A 22,589-nucleotide genomic window follows, 5' to 3' on the forward strand; every position below is an offset into this window, starting at 1 on the left:
TCCTAGTCGACGCGGAGGGGCCGACCGGCCAGGGCGTCCTTGGGCCAGTACCGGGAGGCCCGCCGCAGCGGCTCGGCGTCCGCGGTCCTGAGCCTCGACAGATGCTCCAGCTCGGACCGCAGCCGCTCGGCGACGACGGGGTCGGGCAGCACCAGCGGGTCGGTCACCTGCCAGACCCCGTACAGGAGCCGGCGCACCCGCAGGTGCAGCGCGGTGTCCACGCCGTCCGGCGGTCGCGGGCCGGTGCCGACGCGGCCGAGCGCGACCGGGGCCCGGTCGTCGGCACCGGCGCCGTCATGTCCGTCCGGGGCGGCGACAACGGGCTGGTACGGCGCCGACGCGAGGAGGGCCAGCGCCGACAGCCACTCCACCGCGCCGAAGCGGTGGAAGGTGTCGCGGAGATACCCGACGGCCGACTCGGTGGCGCCGAGGGCGAGTTCGTGGTGGAGCCGGTAGAGGACGCGCTGCCCTTCGCTACCCGGCTTGTCGGTGTAGTGGGCGATGAGTGTGCGGTGGGCGGCCTTCCAGGTGTCGTGGTCCGGTTCCCTGCGGTGCAGGTCCAGCAGCAGCAGCGCCCGCAGCAACGGGTCGCCGACGAACTGCCCGGGGGCGGTGGGCAGGCCCTCCTCGGCGAGCCGTGCCTCCAGGGCGAGGACCCCCGCCGCGCCGAAGTCGCCGGGGAGCCGGGCCGTGGCCAGCGCGCACGCCGACTCGTGGTCGTGCGCCACGGCCAGCAGCGACAACTCGTCCCGCAGCGACAACCCGTCCCGGCGGCCGTTTGGCACCAGGCGGTCGAGGAGTTCGCGGTAGGCGGGGCGGCCGTTGTGCTGCTCGTGCGTGACAAGGTCCGCAGTGAGCAGTTCGCCGGGGGTGACGGCGCCCCGGGGCAGGTTCTGCCGGGCGGACTCGGCGAGCAGCGCCGTGCCGAGCGGGCTGCCGCCGGTCAGCCGGTGGGCGGCGCGCGGGAGCCGGGACGGTACGGCCAGACCCCGGCAGGCCGCCTCTACGACGCGTGGGGTGTCGTCGGGGGACAGCGGTGACAGCGGCACGAGCAGCGCCCGGGACGAGGGCGTGCCGCCGGGCTTCCAGCCGCTCGTGCGGGCCAGCTCGGGCAGGGTGCTGCGGGCCGCGTTGCGCAGGGCCGGATGACCGTGCCCGCGCAGCCCGGCGAAGAACGCCACCCGGTCGGCGATGCCGTCGGCCCGGTCCCGCAGGACCGCTGCGATCAGCCCGACGCCCGCCGGGCTCTGCGCGTTGTCGATGAGGACCACCGGACGGCCGGGCCGGTGCCCGCGCGGCAGCGAGCCGCCGTACGCGTCGTCGAGGTCGGCCAGCAGAGCCCGTACGAGATGGCCCTCGGCGTGGACGCGGGAGTCGCCGCCCGCCCTGATGTGTCCCGAGAGCAGGAGGAGTCCGAGCTTGGGGTTGCCGTCGGCGTTCGGGTGGTCGCGGTACCAGGTGGCAGCCTTCCGCAGTCGGCGGTGCGTGGGCGAGACCCCTTCGGAGAAGGCTTCCAGGGCGGCCTCGATGACCGGCTCGACCACGGGGCCCTTGCCGGACAACGAGCCGGACAGCGCACCGGACAACGTGCCGGACGGTGACCCGGACAACGAGCCGGGTGGTGGCCCGGACAATGAGCCGGTCAGGGTGTCGGTCAGCCTGGCCGACACCCGGCCGACCCAGCGGCCCGCGAGTCCGCCGGCCCACGAGCCCGTGTCGTTCAGCAGCAGGATGCGTTCGGCCTCCTGGCGGATGCGAGGTGCGTCCCGGTCGTTCCAGCCGCCCGCCGCCACGGCCAGCAGCCCCGTCGCGAGCCGCGGGAACGGTATCCGTCCCGCGTCGGCCACCGGCTCCGCGAGCTGCTCGGCGATCGTCACCAGTGCCTGGGACACGGGCGACCAGACCTCGCGCGGCCGTCGGGCGGGAGGCTGCGCGAACTGCTCCGTCTCGCAGTCGATCAGCGCGATGGGCGTATGCCCCTCGTACGCGGCCCGCAGCTCCTCCAGCAGCACACTCTTGCCGAGCCCGCGGGCGCCGGTGAACACCACGAAGGGAACGTCCCTCGGGTGCTCGTACGGACTGGGCGCGTGCTGGAACGGGCGCAGGCCGACGAGCCGTGGCGCGAGGCCGGGCGGCTCCGTGTCGAACAACGCCCCTCGGCCGTGCAGCCTCCTGCGCACCGCATCTCCCCCTGGGGCCCTTGGGTCCGGTTCTCGTGTTGAGGTGAGGTGTATCAACCATGGGGCGGCCAGGGGGCGTTGCTTCGGAGTGGATCGTATGGTGTCCGTCGGCTTCCGGGAATGTCGGTGCCGCCGCCGGAGTCCGACCGCCGAACGGCGCGTCCGGGGGCGCCCACCCTTGCCCCCGCGCCCGGCTCTCAGGCCCGCACGCCCCAGCGGTCTCAGTTCACCGTGATCGAGTCCAGCTTTCCCCGCAGGTACACATGGGAGTCGACGGGCTCGTACGCGACCCGTCCCACCGGAACCGGGACCGACTCGACCCGGGTCCCCGGAGTGCACTCGCCGAAGTAGACGAGGGACATCAGCTCCTCGGTGGGCTCGTCGGCCGGCGGGGGCAGTACGCGGTGGCGGCCCGAACGCCAACGGTCGCCGGTCCAACGGGCCATCAGGTCACCGATGTTGATGGTGAATGCCGCCGGGTCGAAGGGCGCGTCCTCCCAGCCGCCCTCGTCCGTGTAGACCTGCAGCCCGCCCTTTCCGGCCTGCCGGTCGAGGATGGTGACCGTGCCGAAGTCGGTGTGGGGGCCGATACGGAACTGGCCCTCCTCGGGCTCGCCGACGACCTCCGTGCCCGGGTACCAGTTGATGTTGAAGCCGTACGTCGGGTGGTCCATGTGCCGGGTGAAGAAGTCAGGTTCCAGACCCAGCGCCTCGCCGAGCAGGGCGAGGAGATGGTTCTCCAGCTCGCCCATCCGCGCCAGGTACTCCTCGCACAGGGCCTGGAGCCCGGGAGCCTGCGCCGGCCAGACGTTCGGCGCGTACCACTCCGCGTTGGTCCGCGGGTCGTCGAAGGGCTCGTGCGTCGCGAAGGTCAGCGACTCCTTCAGGTCGGGCGGGGTCCGCGTGCCCTCCGAGTGGCCGTTGGCCTCGGCGCCCGGACCGAGCCAGCCACGGCCGCCGACCTTCACCGCGTACGGCTCCTTGGCCTCGGCGGGCAGCACGAAGAAGGCGCGGGCCGCCTCGCGGACGCGTACGCGCAGGGCCGGGCCGACGCCGTGACCGGTCACCAGCAGGAATCCGGCACTCCGGAGCGCCCCATCGACCGTGCGGGCGATCCGGGCGCGGGCATCGGGGTCGCCGGAGAGCCATGGCCGCAGGTCGACGGTGGGAACACGGGGGCTGCCTGCCGGGATACGGGAGCTGCTGGGGCTGACGGCGTCATTCACCGATGTCCTCGTTCCACAGTGCCGGGTTGTTCTTGACGAAGGTGTGCATCACGGAGACGCACTCGGCGTCGTCGAGGAGCACGATCTCCACGCCGTGCTCCGCCAGCCAGTCGTGCCCGCCGCGGAAGGTCTCGGCCTCCCCGACGACGACCCGGGAGATCCCGAACTGCCGCACCAGACCGCTGCAGTACCAGCACGGCGAGAGTGTGGTCACCATCGTCGTACCGCGGTACGAGCCCTGCCGTCCCGCGTTCCGGAAGGCGGCCGTCTCGGCGTGCGCGGACGGGTCGCCGTCCTGGACGCGGCGGTTGTGGCCCCGGCCGAGCAGGGTGCCGTCCGCCGCGTACAGCGCGGCGCCGATGGGGATGCCGCCCTCCGCGAGACCGGCCCTGGCCTCCTCGACGGCGGTCGCGAGCCATGCGCGGGCCCGTGTCGGGTCGAGGCGCTCCAAGTCGTCGCTCATGGTTCCACTCTCCTCCTGGAGAACGTCCGGACAACGTGCGGAACGTACCGGGTGCGCGACCAAAGTCGTGGGCACGTAGACCATCGGCCGACGACCGGACGCGCCTTTCTCCGCACACTGGGAACGAGCGGTGGTCACACCATCGGTGCCGTACGGGGGAGCGGAAACGTGGACATGCAGAAAAGGCCCGAGCGGCAGACGGATGGCCGGGCGGACGAGCCCACCGTGCTTGCGGAACAGGCCTGGGCGATCATGCTCATCTGCGTGGTGGGCACAGGCGCGGTCAGCTGGCTGGTCACGTTCTTCGCGGAGTGGCTGCCGAAGCTGCGCTGGGCGCCGTTGAAGGGACCGGCCCGGCTGCTGAACTCGGTCCCCGAGCCCGGCATGTCCATCGGTGCGGTGGCCGTGGGGCTGCTGCTGGGCGTGCTGATCGGGTTCGGCGCGGTGCACGAATCACTGATGGTCCGTATCTCCGGCAGCCGGGTGGTCCTCGCCGTGAAGGACGCGGAGCAGGAGTTCACCCGTGCCGACATCACACTCGTGCACCGGGACGACAAGCAGCTCGTACTGCTCGGCGCTGACGGCGAGGAGCTGGCCCGGGAGAAGTCTGGCCTGCCCTGGAGCGGTCTCGCCGACGCCTTCACCGCGCACGGCTACCCCTGGGCGGACCGCCCGCAGACACTCAGGGCCTCGCGATGACCGAGAACTCCACGCCGAAGGGGTCGGTGACGGTGGCGCTGCGGCCGTAGGGGGTGTCCTCCGGGGCGTCGGCCGTGCCGCCCGCCGCGACGGCGCGGTGGACGACCGCGTCGGTGTCGGCCACCTCGAAGGTGGTCGCCCAGGCCGACGACGGGGCGGCCGGGAAGCCGAAGATCCCGCCGATCTCGTGGCCGTCCCTGCGCCGCAGGAAGGTGAAGTCGAGGTCCGGGAGCGTCTCGTTGAGGTCGAGGGTGTAGGCGAACACGGCGGTGTAGAAGTCCCGGGCGGGCCCGGGGTCAGGGGTGACCAGGTCATTGCGGACCAGCGAGTCGGGCTCGTTCACGATCTCGCAGCCGAGGTGGGCCCGCCCTTCCCAGAGCCCGAAGCGGGCCCCGACCGGGTCTACGGCGACGGCCGCGCGGCCCAGGTCCCCGACCAGGCCCCCGATGTCCGTCGGAGGCTCGATCAGCGAACCGCCGGCCTTCGTGACGCGGCGGGCGGCGCCGTCGCAGTCCGCAGTGGCGAAGTACATGGTCCAGCCGGAGCCGGAGCCCGTCGTGGGGGCCTGCGTGATGGCCGCGACGGGCTTGCCGTGCAGCAGACACACCGTGCCGAGGTCCCGGCCGCCGGCCGCTCCCGAGCCGCCCGCCGCTTTCGAGTCGTACTCCCATCCGAAGAGCGCGCCGTAGAACGCGAGCGCGCGGTCCAGGTCGGGCACACGGAGGTCGATCCACGTGGGCGTACCGTCCGGCTGATTGCGGGTGACGTAACTCATCGGGTTCTCCTGGAGGTCGGACAGCGGTGCATCAGTTCCTGACGGTAGGGACGGTAGGGGTCGACCAGGCCAGAACCTGTCCTATATGGCCGCCCGCCGGTCACTCCCCGGCCAGCCGCAGATCGATCCAGAGTTCGCTCTCGCCAGGCAGCACGTAACGGTCGCACTCGACGTACCCGTGTGCCCGCGCGAAGCGCAGCCCCTCGGAGTTGGCGGCCAGCACGACCGTCTCGATCGTCCGGGCGCCGAGCCGGCGAGCGAGCGCCAACCCTCGTACGTGCAACTGCTCGCCGAACCCCCGGCGGCGGTGGCCGGGGAGTACGCGGGCGATCACGGTGGCCGTCGCCTCCTCGTCCTGCGGCGGCCGTACCGTCGTGCAGCCCACCAGCACGTCATCGAGGTACGCCACGTCCAGGTGATACCGCCCGGCCCGTTCCCGGACCTCGTCGAGGGACAGGGCGGCCGGCGGGACGATCACGTTGTGGACGTGCTGCCAGTCCCTCAGGAGGGACTCGGACTCGGACAAAGAGCCGTCGGCGCCGACCCGCTCGATACGGAGATCAGTCATCGCAGAAGGCAATCGCGCGGGTTGGCCGGCGTCAACCGCGTAAACCGGTGGGCGTTGGTGTCTCTTCGGGGAGCAGGCCCGTCGTCTTCAGGGCGGTCCAGAAGTCCGCCGGAACAGGGTGGTCGAAGAGCGCCACGTTCTGGGCCACCTCGTCCGCCGAGCGGGCGCCGACGACCACGCTTGTGACGGCGGGGTGCCCGAGCGGGAACTGCATGGCGGCCGCGAGCGGCGGGACGTCGAAGTCCGCGCACACCTCCCGCAACGCCGCGATGCGCGCGGCCAGTTCGGTCGGCACCGAGGCGTACCCGTGCGGCGCCCCGGGACGGGGGTCGGCCAGCAGACCGGACTGGTACACACCGGCGGCCATGACAGCGACCCCTCGTTCGGCGCACAGAGGCAGCAACTCGTCCAGCCCTGACCGGTCGACGAGGTTGTAACGTCCGGCCAGCAGGACGCAGTCCGGGCCGGGCGACGCGGCCTCCCGCAGGAAACGGGCCGCCACAGGCGCGTGGTTGACGCCGATCGAGACGGCGCCGACGACACCCGCGGTCCGCAGTTCGGCCAGTGCGCGATACGCCTCAGTGACCGCGGTGCCGAAATCCTCGTCGGGGTCGTGCACATGGAGGACGTCGACCCGGTCGAGCCCCAGCCGCTCCAGGCTCTCCTCGACCGAGCGCAGCACTCCGGCGTACGAGTAGTCGAGCCGCGGCCCGACGCCCGCCGGGGGATCCGCCCAGATCGGCTGGATGTCGGGGCCTCCCGGTTCGATGATCCGCCCCACCTTGGTGCACAGTACGAACGCGTCACGCGGCCGTACTGCGAGAGCGGCTCCGGTACGGCTCTCCGAGCGCCCGTAGCCGTACACGGGTGCCGTGTCGTACAGCCGTACGCCCAGGTCCCAGGCGATGTCGAGGATGGCGGCCGCCTCCTCCCGCGGCACCGGTTCGAACAGCCCGCCGAGGGAGGCGAGTCCCAGCCCGAGGCGGCTGACCCGCAGTTCCGTGCGGCCCAGTGGTACGAGTTCGTCGGCTCTCATCAGGCTGCGCCACCTTCCGTCGCGCCAGGTCCCCCGGCGATGTGAGGTCTCCCGGCGTTGTGCCCGATCTCTTCCGGGCTCACTCGGCCGCGGGGGCCTGCCCCTCCCCGCGGTCACGGTACGTTCCGAGGATTCCGGGGACTTTGCCAGTTCTTTACAACGCACCGTGCCGCCGCTTCGTCTCTCCTCTCGATCTGTACCGCAGCCGCCCGCCGTTTCCTTGTGCGGGCGGACCGATGAGAGAGAGCTCTTCATGCGCCGAACTGTCCTCAGCGCCGTCGCACTTGCGTGCACCGCCGTGCTCGCGAGCACGGTGCCCGCGTTCGCCGACGGGACGTCCCCGAGCCCCGGCTCCGCCACCGAGGCTCCGAGCACCGCACCGGACGGGGGCCAGACTCCCACCCCGGCGTCGTCCGAGCCGCCGAGCACCGAGCCGAGCGCCGCACCCACCAAGGCGCCGTCCCAGGACGAGGTCTCCGTCGTACCGAGCGGAGCGCCCGACACCGGTGAGACGTCGACGGAGTCCGGTGGCGAGGGCGGCCTGATCGGCGGAAGCGCCGCCGCGGCGTTCGCGCTGGGCGGCGCGGCCTTCTATGTCGTACGGCGCCGACGGGCGACCGGGGCATGACCCTGCCCTCCAGGCGCGCCTTCGTCACCGCGGCGATGGCCACGCTGCTCGTGGGCTGTGGCGGCGGGGGCGGAGGTGGCAAGTCCGACGGGGCGGGTACCGCCCCCGGTGAAAGTACGCCATCGCCCTCGGGTTCCTCCGGGAGGGACTCGCGGGATTCCGGGAAGGCGGTGCACGCCCTCGGACGTTCGGTACCCGTCGGGCTGCGCGTTCCGGCCATCCAGGTCGACACCTCGGTCATGCGGCTGGGGCTGGCCACGGACGGCAGCGTGCAGGTGCCGCCGATCGAGGCCGACGACCGGGCGGGCTGGTACCAGCACTCGCCGACGCCCGGCCAGGTGGGCCCTTCGGTGATCCTCGGCCATGTCACGGTCGGCAAGTACGGGGACGGCGTCTTCCGTCAGCTCGCGCGGTTGCGGCGGGGCGACCGGATCGTGACGCGCCTGGAGAACGGCACGGAGGCGGAGTTCGCCGTCAGCGAGGTACGGACGGTCGCGCAGGCGGAGTTCCCGACGGACGACGTCTACGGGGACGTGGGCCGCCCCGAGCTGCGGCTCATCACGTGCGGTGGCCCTCGCAGCGGCGACGGGTACCGCGACAGCGTGATCGTCTTCGCGACGTTGAGCGAGGGAAGCCCCTGACCGGAGCTGCGGATTCCGGGCCGGTGGAACCGTACGCCGACGGCCCGGGGTCCTTGTTCACGAGTCCTACGAGTCCTACGACTCCTATGAGACCCACGAGGCCCATGAGACCTGAAAGTCCCACGAGCCTTACGAGTTCCAAGGGTTCCAAGGGTTCCAAGGGTTCCAAGGGTTCCAAGAGTGTCGTCCCGACCTGGAGAGCGTTGAAACGGTCCCGCGAGGAGGCAGCGTCCGAGCTGTTCGCCGCCGTCTACCCGCGCCTCGCCGGCTGGTGCCGCCGCCTGGTCGACGACGACGGGACGGCTCACGAGATCGCCTCGGAGGCGTTCACCCGGCTGTGGGCCCGCTGGACCTCCGTGGCGGAGCCCCGCGGCTTCCTCTACGTCACCGCGGCCAACCTCGTCCGGGACCACTGGCGCAAGCTGGAGCGTGAACGCAAAGCGGTGCGCCGGGCGACGGCCGAGGCCGCCGTCCGCCCGGGGACCGAACAGGCCGACCCGTCGGTACGCCTGCTCGTGCAGTCGCTGCCCGAACGACTGCGCGTCCCGATCCTGTTGCACTACTACGCTGACATGCCGATCCGGGAGGTGTCCGTGCTGACAGGGCGCAAGGAAGGGACCATCAAGGCCGATCTTCACGCGGCCCGCGAACTGCTCCGCGCCCATCTGAGGAGAAGCGTTGATCACACACTCTGACGACGGCCCGGACTTCGAACCCGACGACCCCCTCGCCGTCATCCTGCGGCCCACCTCCGACTACCTCGGCCCGCCGCAGGGCCGGTACGAGACGATCCGGCGCGGTGCGGCCCGCCGTCGGCTGCTCCGCGCCGCGGCCGGAGCCGGGGCGCTGTGTGCCGTCACCGCTCTCGTGGCGCTGCCGGTCCGCCTGTCGGCCCCCGACCGCCCTACGTCCCCGTCGGTCCCCCTCGCTCCGCCGCCCGCGAGCAGTCCTTCGCCGTCGCCCACCCCGCCGTCGTCGCTGTCACCCGGGCCCGCCACCCCGCAGGCCACCGAGACGCCCCCGACCGTAAGTCCCGGTACGGCGACCGGCCCGCCCTCGGCCGGCGCCGGCGTGCCGTCCACCCCGACGGCCGACACGGCACCATCCACACACCCGACACCGGAACCGACATCGACAAACGAGCCCATGCAGCCCTCCGCGGGCGGGGACACGGCCGGTGGTCCCCCGTCCGCAGGCGGCGGGTAGTCGCCGACCGGCCGAAGGAGCCGTTCCGGAAGGAAGGAGCCGTTCCGGAAGGGGCGTGGTGGGGCTAGCCGCACCACAGGTCTGGTAGGCCGCTTCATGGTGGCGGAGGCCGGGCGGCGAGATGGTTGCACCAGACGCTCCGAGAGGGTCAGGAGCAGCTCTCCACCCGGAAGGAAACCGTCATGAGCATCGCCACCACTCCCAGCATCTCCCCGGCAGGCACCGCCGCCGTCGTCGCGGCCCCCGAGAGCGAACTCGCCCCGCTGCTCGCCGCCTGGGACCACGCACACTCCACGGCCGCCGACGACCTCGAGTGGCGGCACCTGCTGGACGAGATGGCCCACCCACGCACCACCCAGGCGTTCTACCGACTGGCCGCGGGTGCGAATGCGGGGACGAGTACGGGTACGAGCACGGGTGCGGGTACGGGTGCGGGTACGGGGAACTGAACGCCGGAGCGACGTGAGACGCGGTCCGCCCGCCCGTCAGGGCTTCGGCGGGGCGGTGTCCTCGGGGCCCTCTCCACCGGTGTCGCCGTTGCCGTCATCCCTCCTGCCGTCCTTGCTGTCGTTCTTGCCGCCGTCCTTGCCGTCGTCCTTGAGGGACTTGAGGAAGTCGGGGTTGTCGTCCGGCGCGACCCAGCCGCCCCGGCGGCCCGAAAAACCGTCGCGTGGGGTGCGGACGCGGCCGACGATCAGCCAGGAGATGGAGCCGACGAGCGGGAAGAGCAGCACGAGAATCGCCCAGAGGGGCTTCGGGATGTAGCGGACGTCCTTCTCATCGGTGGTGATGCAGTCGATGAAGGCGTAGATGCTGAGTGCCAGCGGCACCAGAATCATCAGCACCCGAAGCATGCGGTGGTCCCCTTGCTTGTGGAGAAGCGTGCGAGATCGGAGCCGGCAGACCGGCCCCCGTTACAGAGCCTCGGAGTCGGCCGACCGGCCCCCGTTACAGAGCCAGGGTAGCGAGTAGCCGATACTGGAACGCATGGCTTACGACGATCTTCGCTCCCTGCTCCGGGCGCTGGAGCGCGAGGGCGACCTCCAGCGCATCAAGGCCGAGGTGGACCCGTACCTTGAGGTCGGGGAGATCGTCGACCGCGTACACAAGGCGGGCGGCCCCGCGCTGCTCTTCGAGAACGTGCGCGGATCGGCGATGCCGCTCGCGATGAACGTCTTCGGGACGGACCGACGCCTCCTCAAATCGCTCGGCCTGAAGTCGTACGACGAGATCAGCGAGAAGATCGGCGGGCTGCTGAAGCCCGAGCTGCCGCAGGGCTTCATGGGTGTGCGCGAGGCGTTCGGGAAGCTCGGCGCCATGACGCACGTACCGCCGAAGAAGGTGAAGTCCGACAACGCGCCGGTCCAGGAGGTCGTGCTCCAGGGCGACGACGTCGACCTCGACGCCCTGCCCGCGCTCTTCACCTGGCCGCAGGACGGCGGGTCCTTCTTCAACCTCGGGCTCACCCACACCAAGGACCCCGAGTCCGGCATCCGCAACCTCGGGCTCTACCGCCTCCAGCGCCACGACAAGCGCACCATCGGCATGCACTGGCAGATCCACAAGGACAGCCGCAACCACTACCAGGTGGCGGCGCGCCGGGGTGAGCGGCTACCGGTCGCGATCGCCTTCGGCTGCCCGCCGGCCGTGACGTACGCCTCCACCGCGCCCCTGCCCGGCGACATCGACGAGTACCTGTTCGCCGGATTCCTGCAGGGCAAGCGGATCGAGATGGTCGACTGCAAGACGGTGCCGCTCCAGGTGCCGGCGCAGGCCGAGGTCGTCATCGAGGGCTGGCTGGAGCCGGGCGAGATGCTTCCGGAAGGTCCCTTCGGCGACCACACCGGCTTCTACACGCCGCAGGAGCCCTTCCCCGCGCTCACCATCGACTGCGTCACGATGCGCAAGCGCCCGCTGCTCCAGTCGATCGTGGTCGGCCGCCCGCCGACGGAGGACGGCCCGCTGGGCCGCGCGACGGAGAGGTTCTTCCTGCCCCTCCTCAAGATCATCGTGCCGGACATCGTGGACTACCACCTCCCCGAGGCGGGCGGCTTCCACAACTGCGCGATCGTCGCGATCGACAAGAAGTATCCGAAGCACGCCCAGAAGGTGATGCACGCCGTCTGGGGCGCCCACATGATGTCCCTGACCAAGCTGATCGTCGTCGTCGACGCGGACTGCGACGTCCACGACCTGCACGAGGTCGCGTGGCGTGCGCTGGGCAACACGGACTACGCGCGGGACCTGAGCCTCGTCGAGGGGCCGGTCGACCACCTCGACCACGCCTCGTACCAGCAGTTCTGGGGCGGCAAGGCGGGCATCGACGCCACGAGGAAGTGGCCCGAGGAGGGCTACACCCGGGACGGCGGCTGGCCCGAGATGGTCCTCTCGGACCCGGATACGGCGGCGAAGGTCGACCGCCGCTGGAAGGAGTACGGACTCTCGTGAGCAGCGCATCAGCCGCGATCCCGCAGTCCGGGCGCACCAAGGCGTTCCTGCGCCTCGTCATGATCGAGCACTCCGTCTTCGCGCTGCCGTTCGCGTACACCGCGGCGCTGACGGCCATGTTCCTGACGGGCGGTGACATCCAGTGGGGACGGCTGCTCCTGGTGACGATCGCGATGGTCGGTCTCCGCACCTTCGCCATGGCCGCGAACCGGATCATCGACAGGGAGATCGACGCCCGCAATCCCCGTACCGCCCACCGCGAGCTGGTCACCGGCGCCATGTCGGTGAAGCACGCCTGGACGGGCGCGCTGGTGGCCCTGGTCTTCTTCCTCGGCGCCGCGGCCCTGCTCAACCCGCTCTGTCTGGCCCTGGCCCCCATCGCGGTGATTCCGATGGTGGTCTACCCGTACGGCAAGCGGTTCACGAACTTCCCGCAGGCCATCCTCGGTCTCGCCCAGGCGATGGGCCCGATCGGCGGCTGGCTGGCGATCACCGGTGAGTGGTCCTGGGACGCGGTGATTCTGGGGTTGGCCGTCGGCGTCTGGATCGGCGGCTTCGACCTGATCTACGCCTGCCAGGACGTGAAGACGGACCGCGAGGTCGGCGTGAAGTCGGTGCCGGCCCGCTTCGGCATTCAGGCCGCCGTCTGGGGCGCCCGCGGCTGCCACGCGGTCACGACCGCCCTCTTCGTCTGGTTCGCACTGGCCACGGACGCGGGCGTTTTCCTCTGGCTCGGCCTGCTGATCGTCGCGGGCGCGTTCCTGTACGAGCATTCGATCGTCCGCCCGAACGACCTGTCCCGCCTGAACCGGGCGTTCTTCCAGGTCAACGGTTTCATCGGCATCGCGTTGTTCGTGTGCGCGCTGCTGGACCTGTTGGTGCGGGGGCTGACGGTCTAGGCCAGGTCCAGGCCCTGTCCGGCCGACCGCCCGCTGCGGTTCAGCCCGCGTCGACCTCGTCGGCGCGGGCTTTCTTGATGAGGGCCGGGGCGCCGGGGGAGACGAAGGAGCCCATGCCGGGTCTGCCCGTGGACCCGAAGGCGTGCCACCGGTCCTGATTCGGTGCCGTCGCGCCGGTAGGCTCAAGGTGTGAACGCAGGAGAAACACAGCGGCGGCCTTGGATCGTGGGGGTGTCCGGCGCGTCCGGAACGCCGTATGCCGCTGCCGTGCTGCGTGCCCTCCTCGCGGCCGGTGAGAGCGTCGACCTCATCGTCTCGCGTGCTTCGCGGCTCACCCTGCTCGACGAGACCGGGGTCAGCTTCCGGGACGCCCACTGGCAGCACGACCTGCGGGAGTGGCTGGCCCGGGGGGCCGACGGCAAGCCCGGCACCTTCGCCGTGGACATCGAGGGACGTCTCGACGACGTACGCCACTGGAGTGCGGGGGACCTGGCGGCGGGGCCGTCCTCCGGTTCGTACCCGTCCAAGGGCATGCTCATCGTGCCGGCCTCCACCGCCTGTGTCGCCGGAGTCGCGCTCGGCCTCTCGAAGGACCTGCTGCAGCGTGCGGCGAGCGTCACGCTCAAGGAGAGGCGGGGGCTGGTGGTCGCCGTCCGCGAGACCCCGCTGAACGGGCAGACCCTGCGGCACCTGGTGACGCTCGACGACGCGGGCGCGACCGTACTTCCGGCCTCCCCGGCGTTTTACGCGGGGGCCACGCACATCCAGGACCTGGTCGACTTCGTCGCCGGGCGGGTGCTGGACGCGGCGGGCGTCGGGCACACGCTCTACCGCCGCTGGGAAGGCGAACTCGGCGGCGGTTCCCGCACCACCCGCACCACGTGAGCACCACCTGAGCACAGCGCACGACAGCAACGCGGCAGTACCAACCCTGCACATCACCTCAGGATTTCTTCAGCGGAAGGCTATCGATCGCATGGACGCGGTGGACAGGCAGCTCATCCAGGCTCTCCGGGAGAACGGCCGGGCCTCCTACGCGGAGCTGGGACGCCTCGTCGGACTGTCGGGGCCCAGCGTCACCGACCGCATCAACCGCCTGGAGGCCGCCGGTGTCATCACCGGCTACCGGGCGACGGTCGACTCGGCCTCGCTCGGCCTCGGCGTCATCGCCCTCATCGGCATCTCGCTCTCCGACGCCGCCGACCACGAGGACGTGGCGATCCGGATGAAGGACCTGCACGAGATCGAGGACTGCTGGTTCATCGCCGGTGACGACTCCTACATGCTCAAGGTGCGGGCGTCCGACGTGGACGGTCTGGAGCGGACCATCCGGCGGCTGTCGGGGACCAAGGGCGTCTCCCGGACCCGCACCACCATCGTGCTCTCCACGAAGTGGGAGAACCGGGTGGGCGAGCTGCCCGAGGAGGAGTGAGGGGAGTAGGGGAGTAGAGGAGTAACAGGGCGGGAGAGTCGGGAGAGTACGGTTGACGGGGCCTGTCGCACGTCGCGGGTGACGCGGTCCGCGGGTCACGCAGTTCGCAGGTCAAGCAGGTCACAGGGAGAGGTACACGCATGGACGTCGGGCTCAAGCGCGAGCTGGAGGACAAGGTCCGGGCCGGTGAGCGGCTGACCCGCGAGGACGGCGTCGCGCTCTACGAGTCGGACGACCTGGCCTGGCTGGGCGGGCTCGCCCACGAGGTGCGTACCCGTAAGAACGGTGACGTCGTCCACTTCAACATCAACCGCCACCTCAACATGACGAACGTGTGCACCGCGTCATGCGCCTACTGCTCGTTTCAGCGCAAGCCGGGCGAGAAGGACGCGTACACGATGCGCATCGAGGAGGCGGTCAAGCTCGCCAAGGCGATGGAGGGCGAGAACCTCACCGAGCTGCACATCGTCAACGGCCTGCACCCGAACCTGCCGTGGCGGTACTACCCGCGGTCGCTGAGCGAGCTGAAGAAGGCCCTCCCGGACGTCTCCCTGAAGGCCTTCACGGCCACGGAGATCCACCACTTCGAGACGATCTCCGGGCTCAGCGCCTCCGAGATCCTCGACGAGCTGATCGACGCGGGTCTTGAGTCCCTGACGGGCGGCGGCGCGGAGATCTTCGACTGGGAGATCCGGCAGCACATCGTCGACCACCGCACCCACTGGGAGGACTGGTCGCGCATCCACCGCCTCGCGCACGAGAAGGGTCTGAAGACCCCGTGCACGATGCTGTACGGCCACATCGAGGAGCCCCGCCACCGGGTCGACCACGTCCTGCGCCTGCGTGAGCTGCAGGACGAGACCGGCGGCTTCCAGGTCTTCATCCCGCTGCGCTACCAGCACGACTTCGTGGACATGAAGGACGGCAAGGTCCGCAACCGCCTCCAGGCGCGTACGCAGATGGCGACCGGCGCGGAGGCCCTGAAGACCTTCGCGGTCTCCCGGCTGCTCTTCGACAACGTGCCGCACGTCAAGGTCTTCTGGGTCATGCACGGCGTCCAGACCGCCCAGCTGGCGCTGCAGCACGGCGCCGACGACATGGACGGCTCGGTCGTCGAGTACAAGATCACCCACGACGCCGACAACTACGGCACACCGAACAAGCTGACCCGTGAGGACCTGCTCGACCTGATCCGCGACGCCGGGTTCCAACCGGTCGAGCGGAACACCCGGTACGAGATCATCCGCGAGTACGAGGGTCCGGCGGCGGGCCGCCGGGAGACCCCGCAACCGATGCGGGTCTGAGCCTCCGGGGGCCGCCCGTCGGGGCCCCCGTATCGGCTTGCCTGTCAGCTTGCATATCGGCTCGTCTATCGGCTTGCAGATTCAGCCTCGCCGGAGGTAATAGGTACTCTCGCCTTATGTCCATTACGTTCGAGCTCGACCCCTCCGTGGACTTCGCCCTGCGGCACGGCCTCGTCGACCTCTGGGCCGACGTCTCCAACGCGGGCGGCTCCGTCGGCTTCGTACCCCCCGTCTCGCGCGAGACGATACGACCGGAACTCGTAAAACACTTCGTCGCGATGGCCGAGGGGCGTACACGGCTCCTGGTCGGCCGCGACGAGGACGGATCCGTCGCGGCGGCCGCCTTCCTCACCCTCAACACCCACCGGCTGATGACGCACTGGCTGTGGCTCTACACGGTGATGGTGCACCCCAGGCATCAGGGCAGAGGCTACGGCCGCGAGCTCCTCGCGGCCGCCGCCGACGCCGCCCACGACTTCGAGGGCATCGAGGCGATACGGCTCACCTGCCGCGGCGGCGAGGGCCTCGAACGCTTCTACGCCTCGTGCGGCTACAAGGAGGTCGGCCGCGTACCGGACGCGATCAGGGTGCCGCAGGGCGAGGACCGGGACGACATCACGATGCTGCTGCCGCTGGGCCGCCTCGACTGAAGGCGCCGGCCGCACCCCCCTACAAGATCGCGGCACCCCCGTGCTTGACTGGACGGTGACTTTGGGAAGTTCGGAGAAGTTCGGAACGGGAAGAGTGGATTGAGATGCTCCGCTACACACTGATGCGCCTAGGGATCTTCGCGGGCTGCCTCGTGGTCGTCTGGGGCCTCGTCTACTCCGGTGTCGCTCCGCGCGGCCTCGGCGACTCGAACGGTATGTGGGTCGTCATGCTCGCCCTGCTGATCTCGGCGCCCATCAGCTTCGTCGTCCTCCGCAAGGAGCGCGACCGCGCCTCGGTGCAGATCGTCGAGCGCGTCGACCGCGTCAAGTCCAACCTGGAGGCCAACCGCAACCAGGAGGACACGGAGGTCGACGATGCGCCGAGGACCCAGGGCGAGACGGCGAGGGCCCACCAGGGCGAGGTGTCGCAGGCCTAGGCCGTCCCCCCCCTGAAGGCGAAGTCGGCCGTATCGCGAGACGTACTGCGAGCCGCACCTCGGCCCGGTGCAGCCGTCGGCAGAACATACTCTTTCCTGTATGGGTGCAGTGAAGAGCAAGCGGATGCCCCGTGCCGTGCGCGAGCAGCAGATGCTGGACGCCGCCGTACGGACCTTCGGGCAGCGGGGCTACCGGGCCGCGTCGATGGACGAGATCGCCGATCTGGCGGGCGTGTCCAAGCCGTTGGTCTACCTGTACCTGAACTCCAAGGAAGACCTCTTCACCGCGTGCATCCGGCGTGAGGCGGCCGCCCTGACCGCGGCCGTACGCGCCGGAGTCCGGCCGGAGCAGCCCGCCGACCGCCAACTCTGGGAAGGGCTGGGGGCGTTCTTCACCCACACCGCGCAGAACCCGGACGGCTGGGCGGTGTTGCACCTCCAGGCCCGTACGCACGGGGAGCCCTTCGCCGCCGAGATCACCTCGATGCGCGAGGAGATCGTGGCGTTCGTCACCCAGCTGATCGTGGTCGCGGCGCGGGAGGCCCACCGGGACCCGTCGCTGCCGGAGCGTGAGGTCGCGGGCCTCGCGGAAGCCCTCGTCGGCGCCGCCGAGTCCCTCGCCGCCTGGGCCAACGCCACCCCCGGTGTCTCCGCCCGGCAGGCCGCCGCGACCCTGATGAACTTCGCCTGGGCGGGCCTGGGCGACCTGATGGAGGGGCGGCCGTGGTCGGAAGCCCCCGAGGTGGCGGCGAGACCCTGATCAGAGCAGCGGCAGTACGTCTCCCGCCAGATGCAGCCGGCCACCGGCCCCGCGCAGTTCGAAACGGCTGCCCTTCGCCCCGTACGACACCGTCCCCGGCAGCAGTACCGGTGCCTTGAACTCCGCCTGCAACACGGCCGCTTGAGGCGTCCCGTGCTCGGCGAGGCAGCGCGCCACGGTCCACATGCCGTGCGCGATGGCCCGGGGGAAGCCGAACAGCCGGGCGGTGAGGGGGTGCAGATGAATCGGATTGCGATCTCCGGACGCGGCCCCGTACCGCCGTCCGACGTCCTCCGCGAGACGCCACTCGGCGAGGACGGGCAACGGGCGGCGCTCCTCCGCCGCGGCCCGCTCGCCGGTGCTCTCCGGCCCCGTGTTCTCTGGCCTTGCGTTCTCCGGCCTTGCGCTCTCCGGTCCCGTGTTCTCCGACCCTGCGCTCTCCGGCATCGTGCGGTGGCGTGCCAGATACGTACTGCGTGACTCCCACACGAGATCCCCGGCCGACCGCACCTCGGTCACGACGACGGCCTCGGTGCCGCGTCTGTGGGGCACCAGGTCCTCGACGTGCACGGCGAGTTCGTACGTGCCGGTGGCGGTGAGCGCCCGGCGCTGCGTGATCCCGATGGACGTGTGCACCAGCCCGAGCAGCGGCAGCGGGAAGGCCCGCTCGCTCATCAGCCGCATGGCCACCGGGAAGCCGAGCACCTGCGGATAGGTCAGGGGCAGCTCATCCGCTCCCACCCCGAATCCGCAGGCCCGCTCGTACGCGGCGAGCCTGCCCAGGTCGATCCGGACACCGGGGAGGACCAGCCGGGCGCGGGGTGCGGTGACTCCCGCCCGAGGCCGTTTGAACGGTGAGAGCAGCGCTCCCCGGGCGAGCGACGGCCACAGGGACGGCGAACCGGTGAGGGTGTGGCTGTACAGGGCATCCGTCGTGAGGTCGTCCATCGCTGTCACTCTCCTCTTCGCCGTCTCTCCTCCTCCGCGGACGGGCCAGGCTTACTCCGGAGTAATGTTACCCGAGGTAAGCCTACGTCACGGTGAGGAGCAGGTCGAGATGGGTCCCGCGGGCAACGCCTCTGACGCGCAACGCCTCCGACGTGCGACGCGGCTGACGCGCAACGTCCCTGAGGCGAGCCGGGCCCGGTCAACTCCGGCGGGACGGCGGGCAGAAGATGAACAGCCGTCCGAACACGCACCAACCTCTCACTCTTCCGCACACAAGCCCCCCAGTTTCCCGGGTGAACCTGCCACTTCACGGGGCCGTAATGGGAGGAGTACGAGAGCAAGGAGCCGCCCGTGTCCCGCGATCCCTCTTCCCATCCCCGCCCTGCCCTCCCCGGACCCGAGGTCAGGCGACTGGACGGGGTCGTACGAGAGGTCTCGGTGCCGCCGCTGATCCTGCCCGTGACGCACGGTTCGCTCGCGGACATCCCCTTCGACAACGCCGACCAGGTCCCCGACGACGCGGTGCTCAGCCGGAAGGGCCCGGACGGCCGCTGGACGGACGTGACGGCGGCCGAGTTCGCCGACCAGGTGCTCGCGGTCGCCAAGGGGCTGATCGCGGAGGGCCTGATGCCGGGCGACCGGCTCGCGATCATGGCGCGTACGACGTACGAGTGGACGCTGCTGGACTTCGCCGCGTGGGCCGCCGGTCTCGTCACCGTCCCCGTCTACCCCACCTCGTCCGTCTTCCAGACGCGCTGGATCCTCCAGGACTCGGGCGCGGTGGCGATCGCCGTCGAGCACGTGTCGCAGGCCGCCGCGCTCGGCCCCGAACGCGACCGGCTGCCCGACGTCCAGCACATGTGGATCTTCGAGAAGGGGCACACGGACCGCCTCGCCGAGCTGGGCCGGAACGTACCGGACCAGGAAGTCGCCGTACGCCGGGGGGTGCTCGGCCCCGACTCGCTCGCGACGATCATGTACACCTCGGGCACCACGGGGCGCCCCAAGGGCTGTGCGCTGACCCACGGCAACTTCTTCGCCGAGGTCGACAACGCCGTCGAACTGCTCCACCCCGTCTTCAAGTCCAGCTTCAAGGAGCCGGCGTCCACGCTCCTCTACCTCCCCCTCTCCCACGTCTTCGGCCGGATGGTCTCCGTCGCCTGTATGCGCGCCCGGGTGCGCCTGGGTCATGCGCCGAGCATCCGTACGGAGGAACTGCTGGCCGACCTCGCGAGCTTCAGCCCGACCTTCCTCCTGGCCATCCCGTACGTGCTGGAGAAGGTCTACAACACCGGCCGCGCCACCGCCGAGAAGATGGGCCGCGCCGCCTCCTTCGACCGGGCCGGCCGGGTGGCCCGCAGTTACGGTGAGGCGCTGGAGTCCCAGCAGCACGGCACGGGCTCAGGGCCGAGCGCGAAACTCAAGGCGGCCCGCGCCCTCTACGACCCCCTCGTCTACCGCCGGATACGCGCGGCCCTCGGCGGCAAGGTCCGCCAGGTGGTCTGCGGCGGCTCCCCGCTCGGCCGCCGCCTCGCCTCCTTCTATGCCGGCGCCGGCATCCAGGTCTACGAGGGCTACGGCCTCACCGAGTCCACCGCCGCGGCGACCCTCACCTACCCGCACCGGCCCCGCCTCGGCACGGTCGGCTGGCCCCTGCCCGGCACCCGCGTCCGGATCGCCCAGGACGGCGAGATCCTGCTGAGCGGGGAGCAGGTGTTCCGCGGCTACTGGGACCCGCAGGCGGGCGGGGTGGTCCCGGCCGACCAGGACGGCTGGTTCGCCACCGGCGACATCGGCGAGCTGGACGACGACGGCTACCTCACGATCACCGGCCGCAAGAGGGACATCCTGATCACCACCAGCGGCAAGAACATCGCCCCCGCGCCGCTGGAGGACTGGCTGCGCGCCCATCCCCTCATCGACCAGTGCGTCGTCGTCGGTGACAACCGCCCGTACGCCACCGCGCTGGTCACCCTGGAGGGCGAGGGCATGGCCCACTGGTGCCGTATGACCGGCAGGAGCCAGGTTCCGGTCGCCACGCTGGTCGCCGACCCCGACCTTCTCGCCGTCCTGCAGCGGGCGGTGGACGACGCCAACCGCCTCGTCTCCCGTGCCGAGTCCATCCGCCGCTTCACCGTCCTGCCCCTCAACTTCACGGAGACGTCCGGACACCTCACTCCGACGATGAAGCTCCGCAGGGCGGTGGTCACCAGGTCGTTCGCCCGGGAGATCGAGGAGATGTACGCGGAGTAGGCCCGCCCATGCGGGCTGAAAGCTGCTTTCTGTTGGCTGCTTTCTGATAGCTACTTTCGCTTCGGCTTCAGCAACTGCTCCCACAGCGCCGTCAGTTGATGGGACGTCTCCACCGCCCGCGTCTCGTCGAACGCCGTCAGCGCGAGCAGCAGCGCGTCGGCGACCACGAGTGCGGTGAGCGCCTCCGTCGTTATGCCCGTCGGCGTGTGCGGCGCGATGAGGACCGCGTCCACCCGGGAGCGGTACCGCTCGGCGAGCTCGTCGGTGACGAGGATGATCCGGGCCCCCACCGACCGCGAGCCGTCAGATCCGTACACCCGCCTGCTGCTCGCTTCCGTACCGGGCGAGGGCTGGGACCCGGCGGACGCGGTGGTGGCCCGGGCGGCACTGAGCACGTGACACCCGGGCGGCACTGAGCGCGTGACACGACACCCATAAAAGGCAGGAGCCCCTTCACCTGACGGTGTCGGGGCTCCTTGGGTACTGCTGTCGGTTCCGGATCAGAGTGTCGGGCTCATGGAGCCAGGACTCAGCCGAAGGATCAGGCGGGGGTGACGTTCTCCGCCTGCGGGCCCTTCGGACCCTGGGTCACGTCGAAGGTAACCGCCTGGTTCTCTTCGAGGGAGCGGAAACCGCTCGCGTTGATCGCGGAGTAATGGACGAAGACGTCCGGGCCGCCGCCTTCCTGGGCAATGAAACCAAAGCCCTTTTCAGCGTTGAACCACTTCACGGTTCCGGTAGCCATAAGCCCTCCTTGGGCCCAAAGGGTTGCCCTGCTCCAGAACCTGCAAGGTGTAAACAAAAAGACTTGTCAACAACTGCATTCATCTGAAAAAGACGAGAGCCCGCGGTCACATGCTCCGCAGGCTCTGTACTGCAAGGGAAACCAAACTGCAACTTGCGGACGAGCCTACCCACGAGGGCAGCCGAAAGCAACAGAGGGCAAGATCACGTCATCCGAGAGTTTGACGAGGTCGCCGGATGGGCTGACGTAGCGGTATCACTTGGCGTCACAGGGGTTGACAGGAGGGATCGGGATGCTCTGCGAGACCGCTCCGGGACCCTGGAGCCTGCACGCTACCTCATCAGGGCTAGCCTCCTGATGTGGACAATTCTCCTGAGTCTCCCGAGGGGCGTCCCGACGCCCGCCGCTCCAGGCCGCGCGTCGGCCACATCCAGTTCCTGAACTGCCTGCCCCTTTACTGGGGGCTCGCGAGAACCGGCACGCTGCTCGACTTCGAGCTGACCAAGGACACTCCGGAGAAGCTCAGCGAGCAGCTGGTGCGGGGTGATCTCGACATCGGCCCCATTACCCTCGTCGAGTTCCTCAAGCACGCCGACGAACTGGTCGCCTTCCCCGACATCGCGGTGGGCTGCGACGGCCCGGTGATGTCCTGTGTCCTCGTCTCCCAGGTCCCGCTGGACCAGCTGGACGGCGCCAGGGTCGCCCTCGGCTCGACCTCCCGTACGTCCGTACGACTGGCGCAGCTCCTCCTGTCGGAGCGGTACGGCGTAGAGCCGTCGTACTACACCTGCCCGCCCGACCTCAGCCTGATGATGCAGGAGGCCGACGCGGCGGTGCTGATCGGCGACGCCGCCCTGCGGGCCAACCTGCTCGACGGCCCGCGCTACGGCCTTGAGGTGCACGACCTCGGCACGTTGTGGAAGGAGTGGACGGGCCTGCCCTTCGTCTTCGCGGTCTGGGCGGCCCGCCGCGACTACCTGGAGCGCGAGCCGGTCCTCACCCGCAAGGTCCACGAAGCCTTCCTCGCCTCGCGTGACCTGTCCCTGGACGAGGTCGGCAAGGTCGCCGAGCAGGCGGCCCGCTGGGAGGCCTTCGACGAGAACGTCCTGGAGCGCTACTTCACGACGCTCGACTTCCGCTTCGGCGGACCGCAGCTGGAGGCGGTCACAGAGTTCGCGCGGAGGGTGGGGCCCACGACAGGCTTCGCGGCGGACGTGAAGGTCGACCTGCTGGAGCCCTGACAAACCCCCTAGTCCGAGGGGGTACACGGACGTGCGGCACTACCCTGCTG

General features: G+C 70.4%; 26 protein-coding genes. 16 read left to right on the forward strand and 10 right to left on the reverse strand.

Annotated elements, in window-relative coordinates; genetic code table 11:
- Window positions 1-2: 2 nt before the first annotated feature.
- The 3 genes from AB0D14_RS04970 to AB0D14_RS04980 form a co-directional block, all read right to left on the reverse strand.
- On the reverse strand, window positions 3-2,180 hold the full coding sequence (locus tag AB0D14_RS04970; RefSeq protein ID WP_362774812.1) for a hypothetical protein: 2,178 nt from the start codon (window positions 2,178-2,180) through the stop codon (window positions 3-5).
- Window positions 2,181-2,401: 221 nt separating this feature from the next.
- Entirely contained in the window at window positions 2,402-3,406 is a 1,005-nt protein-coding gene (locus tag AB0D14_RS04975; RefSeq protein WP_362774815.1) for a 2-oxoglutarate and iron-dependent oxygenase domain-containing protein, read from the reverse strand.
- Entirely contained in the window at window positions 3,399-3,869 is a 471-nt protein-coding gene (locus tag AB0D14_RS04980; RefSeq protein WP_362774818.1) for a nucleoside deaminase, read from the reverse strand. Before AB0D14_RS04980 ends, AB0D14_RS04975 begins: the two co-directional genes overlap by 8 nt.
- Before the next feature lie 168 nt (window positions 3,870-4,037).
- Here AB0D14_RS04980 and AB0D14_RS04985 point away from each other — a divergent pair, with 168 nt between their 5' ends.
- Window positions 4,038-4,568: a hypothetical protein gene (locus AB0D14_RS04985; protein ID WP_362774821.1), complete on the forward strand. Its 531-nt coding sequence runs from the start codon at window positions 4,038-4,040 to the stop codon at window positions 4,566-4,568.
- On the opposite strand, the gene AB0D14_RS04990 is transcribed toward AB0D14_RS04985, so the two are convergent.
- From AB0D14_RS04990 to AB0D14_RS05000, 3 genes are all read right to left on the reverse strand, one after another.
- Entirely contained in the window at window positions 4,552-5,343 is a 792-nt protein-coding gene (locus tag AB0D14_RS04990) for a VOC family protein (protein ID WP_362774824.1), read from the reverse strand. The genes AB0D14_RS04985 and AB0D14_RS04990 overlap by 17 nt on opposite strands.
- Window positions 5,344-5,443: 100 nt before the next feature.
- A complete protein-coding gene (locus tag AB0D14_RS04995) occupies window positions 5,444-5,911 on the reverse strand; it encodes a GNAT family N-acetyltransferase (protein ID WP_362774827.1) in 468 nt (155 codons plus the stop codon).
- 31 nt (window positions 5,912-5,942) lie between these two features.
- Window positions 5,943-6,947 carry an aldo/keto reductase gene (locus AB0D14_RS05000; RefSeq protein ID WP_362774830.1) on the reverse strand — a complete coding sequence of 335 codons (1,005 nt, stop codon included), beginning with the start codon at window positions 6,945-6,947 and terminating at the stop codon, window positions 5,943-5,945.
- A 253-nt stretch (window positions 6,948-7,200) separates the two neighbouring features.
- Here AB0D14_RS05000 and AB0D14_RS05005 point away from each other — a divergent pair, with 253 nt between their 5' ends.
- The 5 genes from AB0D14_RS05005 (at window position 7,201) to AB0D14_RS05025 (ending at window position 9,871) form a co-directional block, all read left to right on the forward strand.
- Window positions 7,201-7,575 carry a sortase-dependent protein gene (locus AB0D14_RS05005; RefSeq protein ID WP_362774833.1) on the forward strand — a complete coding sequence of 125 codons (375 nt, stop codon included), beginning with the start codon at window positions 7,201-7,203 and terminating at the stop codon, window positions 7,573-7,575.
- Entirely contained in the window at window positions 7,572-8,216 is a 645-nt protein-coding gene (locus AB0D14_RS05010) for a class F sortase (RefSeq protein ID WP_362774836.1), read from the forward strand. The genes AB0D14_RS05005 and AB0D14_RS05010 overlap by 4 nt, the downstream gene beginning before the upstream one ends.
- 203 nt (window positions 8,217-8,419) lie before the next feature.
- Complete coding sequence (locus tag AB0D14_RS05015) at window positions 8,420-8,911, forward strand: RNA polymerase sigma factor (RefSeq protein WP_362774839.1); 492 nt, start codon at window positions 8,420-8,422, stop codon at window positions 8,909-8,911.
- Window positions 8,895-9,422 (forward strand): hypothetical protein, encoded by a 528-nt coding sequence (locus AB0D14_RS05020; protein WP_362774842.1) that lies wholly within the window; start codon window positions 8,895-8,897, stop codon window positions 9,420-9,422. Before AB0D14_RS05015 ends, AB0D14_RS05020 begins: the two co-directional genes overlap by 17 nt.
- Before the next feature lie 182 nt (window positions 9,423-9,604).
- Entirely contained in the window at window positions 9,605-9,871 is a 267-nt protein-coding gene (locus AB0D14_RS05025) for a hypothetical protein (protein WP_362774845.1), read from the forward strand.
- Between the two features lie 36 nt (window positions 9,872-9,907).
- On the opposite strand, the gene AB0D14_RS05030 is transcribed toward AB0D14_RS05025, so the two are convergent.
- Window positions 9,908-10,276: a PLD nuclease N-terminal domain-containing protein gene (locus AB0D14_RS05030; RefSeq protein ID WP_362774848.1), complete on the reverse strand. Its 369-nt coding sequence runs from the start codon at window positions 10,274-10,276 to the stop codon at window positions 9,908-9,910.
- Window positions 10,277-10,409: 133 nt separating this feature from the next.
- On the opposite strand from AB0D14_RS05030, the gene AB0D14_RS05035 reads away from it, so the two are divergent.
- The 8 genes from AB0D14_RS05035 (at window position 10,410) to AB0D14_RS05070 (ending at window position 17,352) form a co-directional block, all read left to right on the forward strand.
- Complete coding sequence (locus AB0D14_RS05035) at window positions 10,410-11,870, forward strand: menaquinone biosynthesis decarboxylase (RefSeq protein ID WP_362774851.1); 1,461 nt, start codon at window positions 10,410-10,412, stop codon at window positions 11,868-11,870.
- A complete protein-coding gene (mqnP, locus tag AB0D14_RS05040) occupies window positions 11,867-12,769 on the forward strand; it encodes a menaquinone biosynthesis prenyltransferase MqnP (protein ID WP_362774854.1) in 903 nt (300 codons plus the stop codon). The genes AB0D14_RS05035 and mqnP overlap by 4 nt, the downstream gene beginning before the upstream one ends.
- Window positions 12,770-12,958: 189 nt before the next feature.
- Window positions 12,959-13,654 (forward strand): UbiX family flavin prenyltransferase, encoded by a 696-nt coding sequence (locus AB0D14_RS05045; protein ID WP_362774857.1) that lies wholly within the window; start codon window positions 12,959-12,961, stop codon window positions 13,652-13,654.
- Window positions 13,655-13,745: 91 nt separating this feature from the next.
- A complete protein-coding gene (locus AB0D14_RS05050) occupies window positions 13,746-14,201 on the forward strand; it encodes an Lrp/AsnC family transcriptional regulator (protein ID WP_362774860.1) in 456 nt (151 codons plus the stop codon).
- A gap of 140 nt (window positions 14,202-14,341) precedes the next feature.
- A complete protein-coding gene (gene mqnE / locus AB0D14_RS05055) occupies window positions 14,342-15,505 on the forward strand; it encodes an aminofutalosine synthase MqnE (RefSeq protein ID WP_362774863.1) in 1,164 nt (387 codons plus the stop codon).
- Between the two features lie 116 nt (window positions 15,506-15,621).
- Window positions 15,622-16,155, forward strand: a complete 534-nt coding sequence (locus tag AB0D14_RS05060; protein WP_362774866.1) for a GNAT family N-acetyltransferase — start codon at window positions 15,622-15,624, stop codon at window positions 16,153-16,155.
- 104 nt (window positions 16,156-16,259) lie between these two features.
- Window positions 16,260-16,592: a DUF4229 domain-containing protein gene (locus AB0D14_RS05065; RefSeq protein WP_362774869.1), complete on the forward strand. Its 333-nt coding sequence runs from the start codon at window positions 16,260-16,262 to the stop codon at window positions 16,590-16,592.
- A 100-nt stretch (window positions 16,593-16,692) separates the two neighbouring features.
- A complete protein-coding gene (locus AB0D14_RS05070; protein WP_362774872.1) occupies window positions 16,693-17,352 on the forward strand; it encodes a TetR/AcrR family transcriptional regulator in 660 nt (219 codons plus the stop codon).
- Here the strand turns inward: AB0D14_RS05070 and AB0D14_RS05075 are convergent, their stop codons facing one another.
- Window positions 17,353-18,300, reverse strand: a complete 948-nt coding sequence (locus AB0D14_RS05075; RefSeq protein WP_362774875.1) for a MaoC/PaaZ C-terminal domain-containing protein — start codon at window positions 18,298-18,300, stop codon at window positions 17,353-17,355.
- 351 nt (window positions 18,301-18,651) lie between these two features.
- On the opposite strand from AB0D14_RS05075, the gene AB0D14_RS05080 reads away from it, so the two are divergent.
- The gene (locus tag AB0D14_RS05080; RefSeq protein ID WP_362774878.1) at window positions 18,652-20,553 is read left to right on the forward strand and encodes an AMP-binding protein; all 1,902 of its coding nucleotides are present in this window, start codon (window positions 18,652-18,654) and stop codon (window positions 20,551-20,553) included.
- Window positions 20,554-20,603: 50 nt separating this feature from the next.
- On the opposite strand, the gene AB0D14_RS05085 is transcribed toward AB0D14_RS05080, so the two are convergent.
- Both AB0D14_RS05085 and AB0D14_RS05090 read right to left on the reverse strand, forming a co-directional pair.
- Window positions 20,604-20,948: a hypothetical protein gene (locus AB0D14_RS05085; RefSeq protein ID WP_362774881.1), complete on the reverse strand. Its 345-nt coding sequence runs from the start codon at window positions 20,946-20,948 to the stop codon at window positions 20,604-20,606.
- 146 nt (window positions 20,949-21,094) lie between these two features.
- Window positions 21,095-21,298 (reverse strand): cold-shock protein, encoded by a 204-nt coding sequence (locus AB0D14_RS05090; RefSeq protein ID WP_016645643.1) that lies wholly within the window; start codon window positions 21,296-21,298, stop codon window positions 21,095-21,097.
- A gap of 359 nt (window positions 21,299-21,657) precedes the next feature.
- Between AB0D14_RS05090 and AB0D14_RS05095 the strand changes: the two genes are divergently transcribed.
- Entirely contained in the window at window positions 21,658-22,539 is an 882-nt protein-coding gene (locus tag AB0D14_RS05095; protein ID WP_362774884.1) for a menaquinone biosynthesis protein, read from the forward strand.
- The last annotated feature ends 50 nt before the right edge of the window (window positions 22,540-22,589 follow it).

It is taken from the genome of Streptomyces sp. NPDC048484 (assembly GCF_040651415.1).
In the GTDB taxonomy this organism is placed as follows: domain Bacteria; phylum Actinomycetota; class Actinomycetes; order Streptomycetales; family Streptomycetaceae; genus Streptomyces.

Coding starts and splice junctions, on each gene's coding strand:
- AB0D14_RS04980 (WP_362774818.1), bottom strand. CDS start 3,869: ATGAGCGACGACTTGGAGCGCCTCGACCCGACACGGGCCCGCGCATGG.
- AB0D14_RS04990 (WP_362774824.1), bottom strand. CDS start 5,343: ATGAGTTACGTCACCCGCAATCAGCCGGACGGTACGCCCACGTGGATC.
- AB0D14_RS04995 (WP_362774827.1), bottom strand. CDS start 5,911: ATGACTGATCTCCGTATCGAGCGGGTCGGCGCCGACGGCTCTTTGTCC.
- AB0D14_RS05000 (WP_362774830.1), bottom strand. CDS start 6,947: ATGAGAGCCGACGAACTCGTACCACTGGGCCGCACGGAACTGCGGGTC.
- AB0D14_RS05005 (WP_362774833.1), top strand. CDS start 7,201: ATGCGCCGAACTGTCCTCAGCGCCGTCGCACTTGCGTGCACCGCCGTG.
- AB0D14_RS05010 (WP_362774836.1), top strand. CDS start 7,572: ATGACCCTGCCCTCCAGGCGCGCCTTCGTCACCGCGGCGATGGCCACG.
- AB0D14_RS05025 (WP_362774845.1), top strand. CDS start 9,605: ATGAGCATCGCCACCACTCCCAGCATCTCCCCGGCAGGCACCGCCGCC.
- AB0D14_RS05030 (WP_362774848.1), bottom strand. CDS start 10,276: ATGCTTCGGGTGCTGATGATTCTGGTGCCGCTGGCACTCAGCATCTAC.
- AB0D14_RS05035 (WP_362774851.1), top strand. CDS start 10,410: ATGGCTTACGACGATCTTCGCTCCCTGCTCCGGGCGCTGGAGCGCGAG.
- AB0D14_RS05050 (WP_362774860.1), top strand. CDS start 13,746: ATGGACGCGGTGGACAGGCAGCTCATCCAGGCTCTCCGGGAGAACGGC.
- mqnE (WP_362774863.1), top strand. CDS start 14,342: ATGGACGTCGGGCTCAAGCGCGAGCTGGAGGACAAGGTCCGGGCCGGT.
- AB0D14_RS05060 (WP_362774866.1), top strand. CDS start 15,622: ATGTCCATTACGTTCGAGCTCGACCCCTCCGTGGACTTCGCCCTGCGG.
- AB0D14_RS05065 (WP_362774869.1), top strand. CDS start 16,260: ATGCTCCGCTACACACTGATGCGCCTAGGGATCTTCGCGGGCTGCCTC.
- AB0D14_RS05070 (WP_362774872.1), top strand. CDS start 16,693: ATGGGTGCAGTGAAGAGCAAGCGGATGCCCCGTGCCGTGCGCGAGCAG.
- AB0D14_RS05075 (WP_362774875.1), bottom strand. CDS start 18,300: ATGGACGACCTCACGACGGATGCCCTGTACAGCCACACCCTCACCGGT.
- AB0D14_RS05090 (WP_016645643.1), bottom strand. CDS start 21,298: ATGGCTACCGGAACCGTGAAGTGGTTCAACGCTGAAAAGGGCTTTGGT.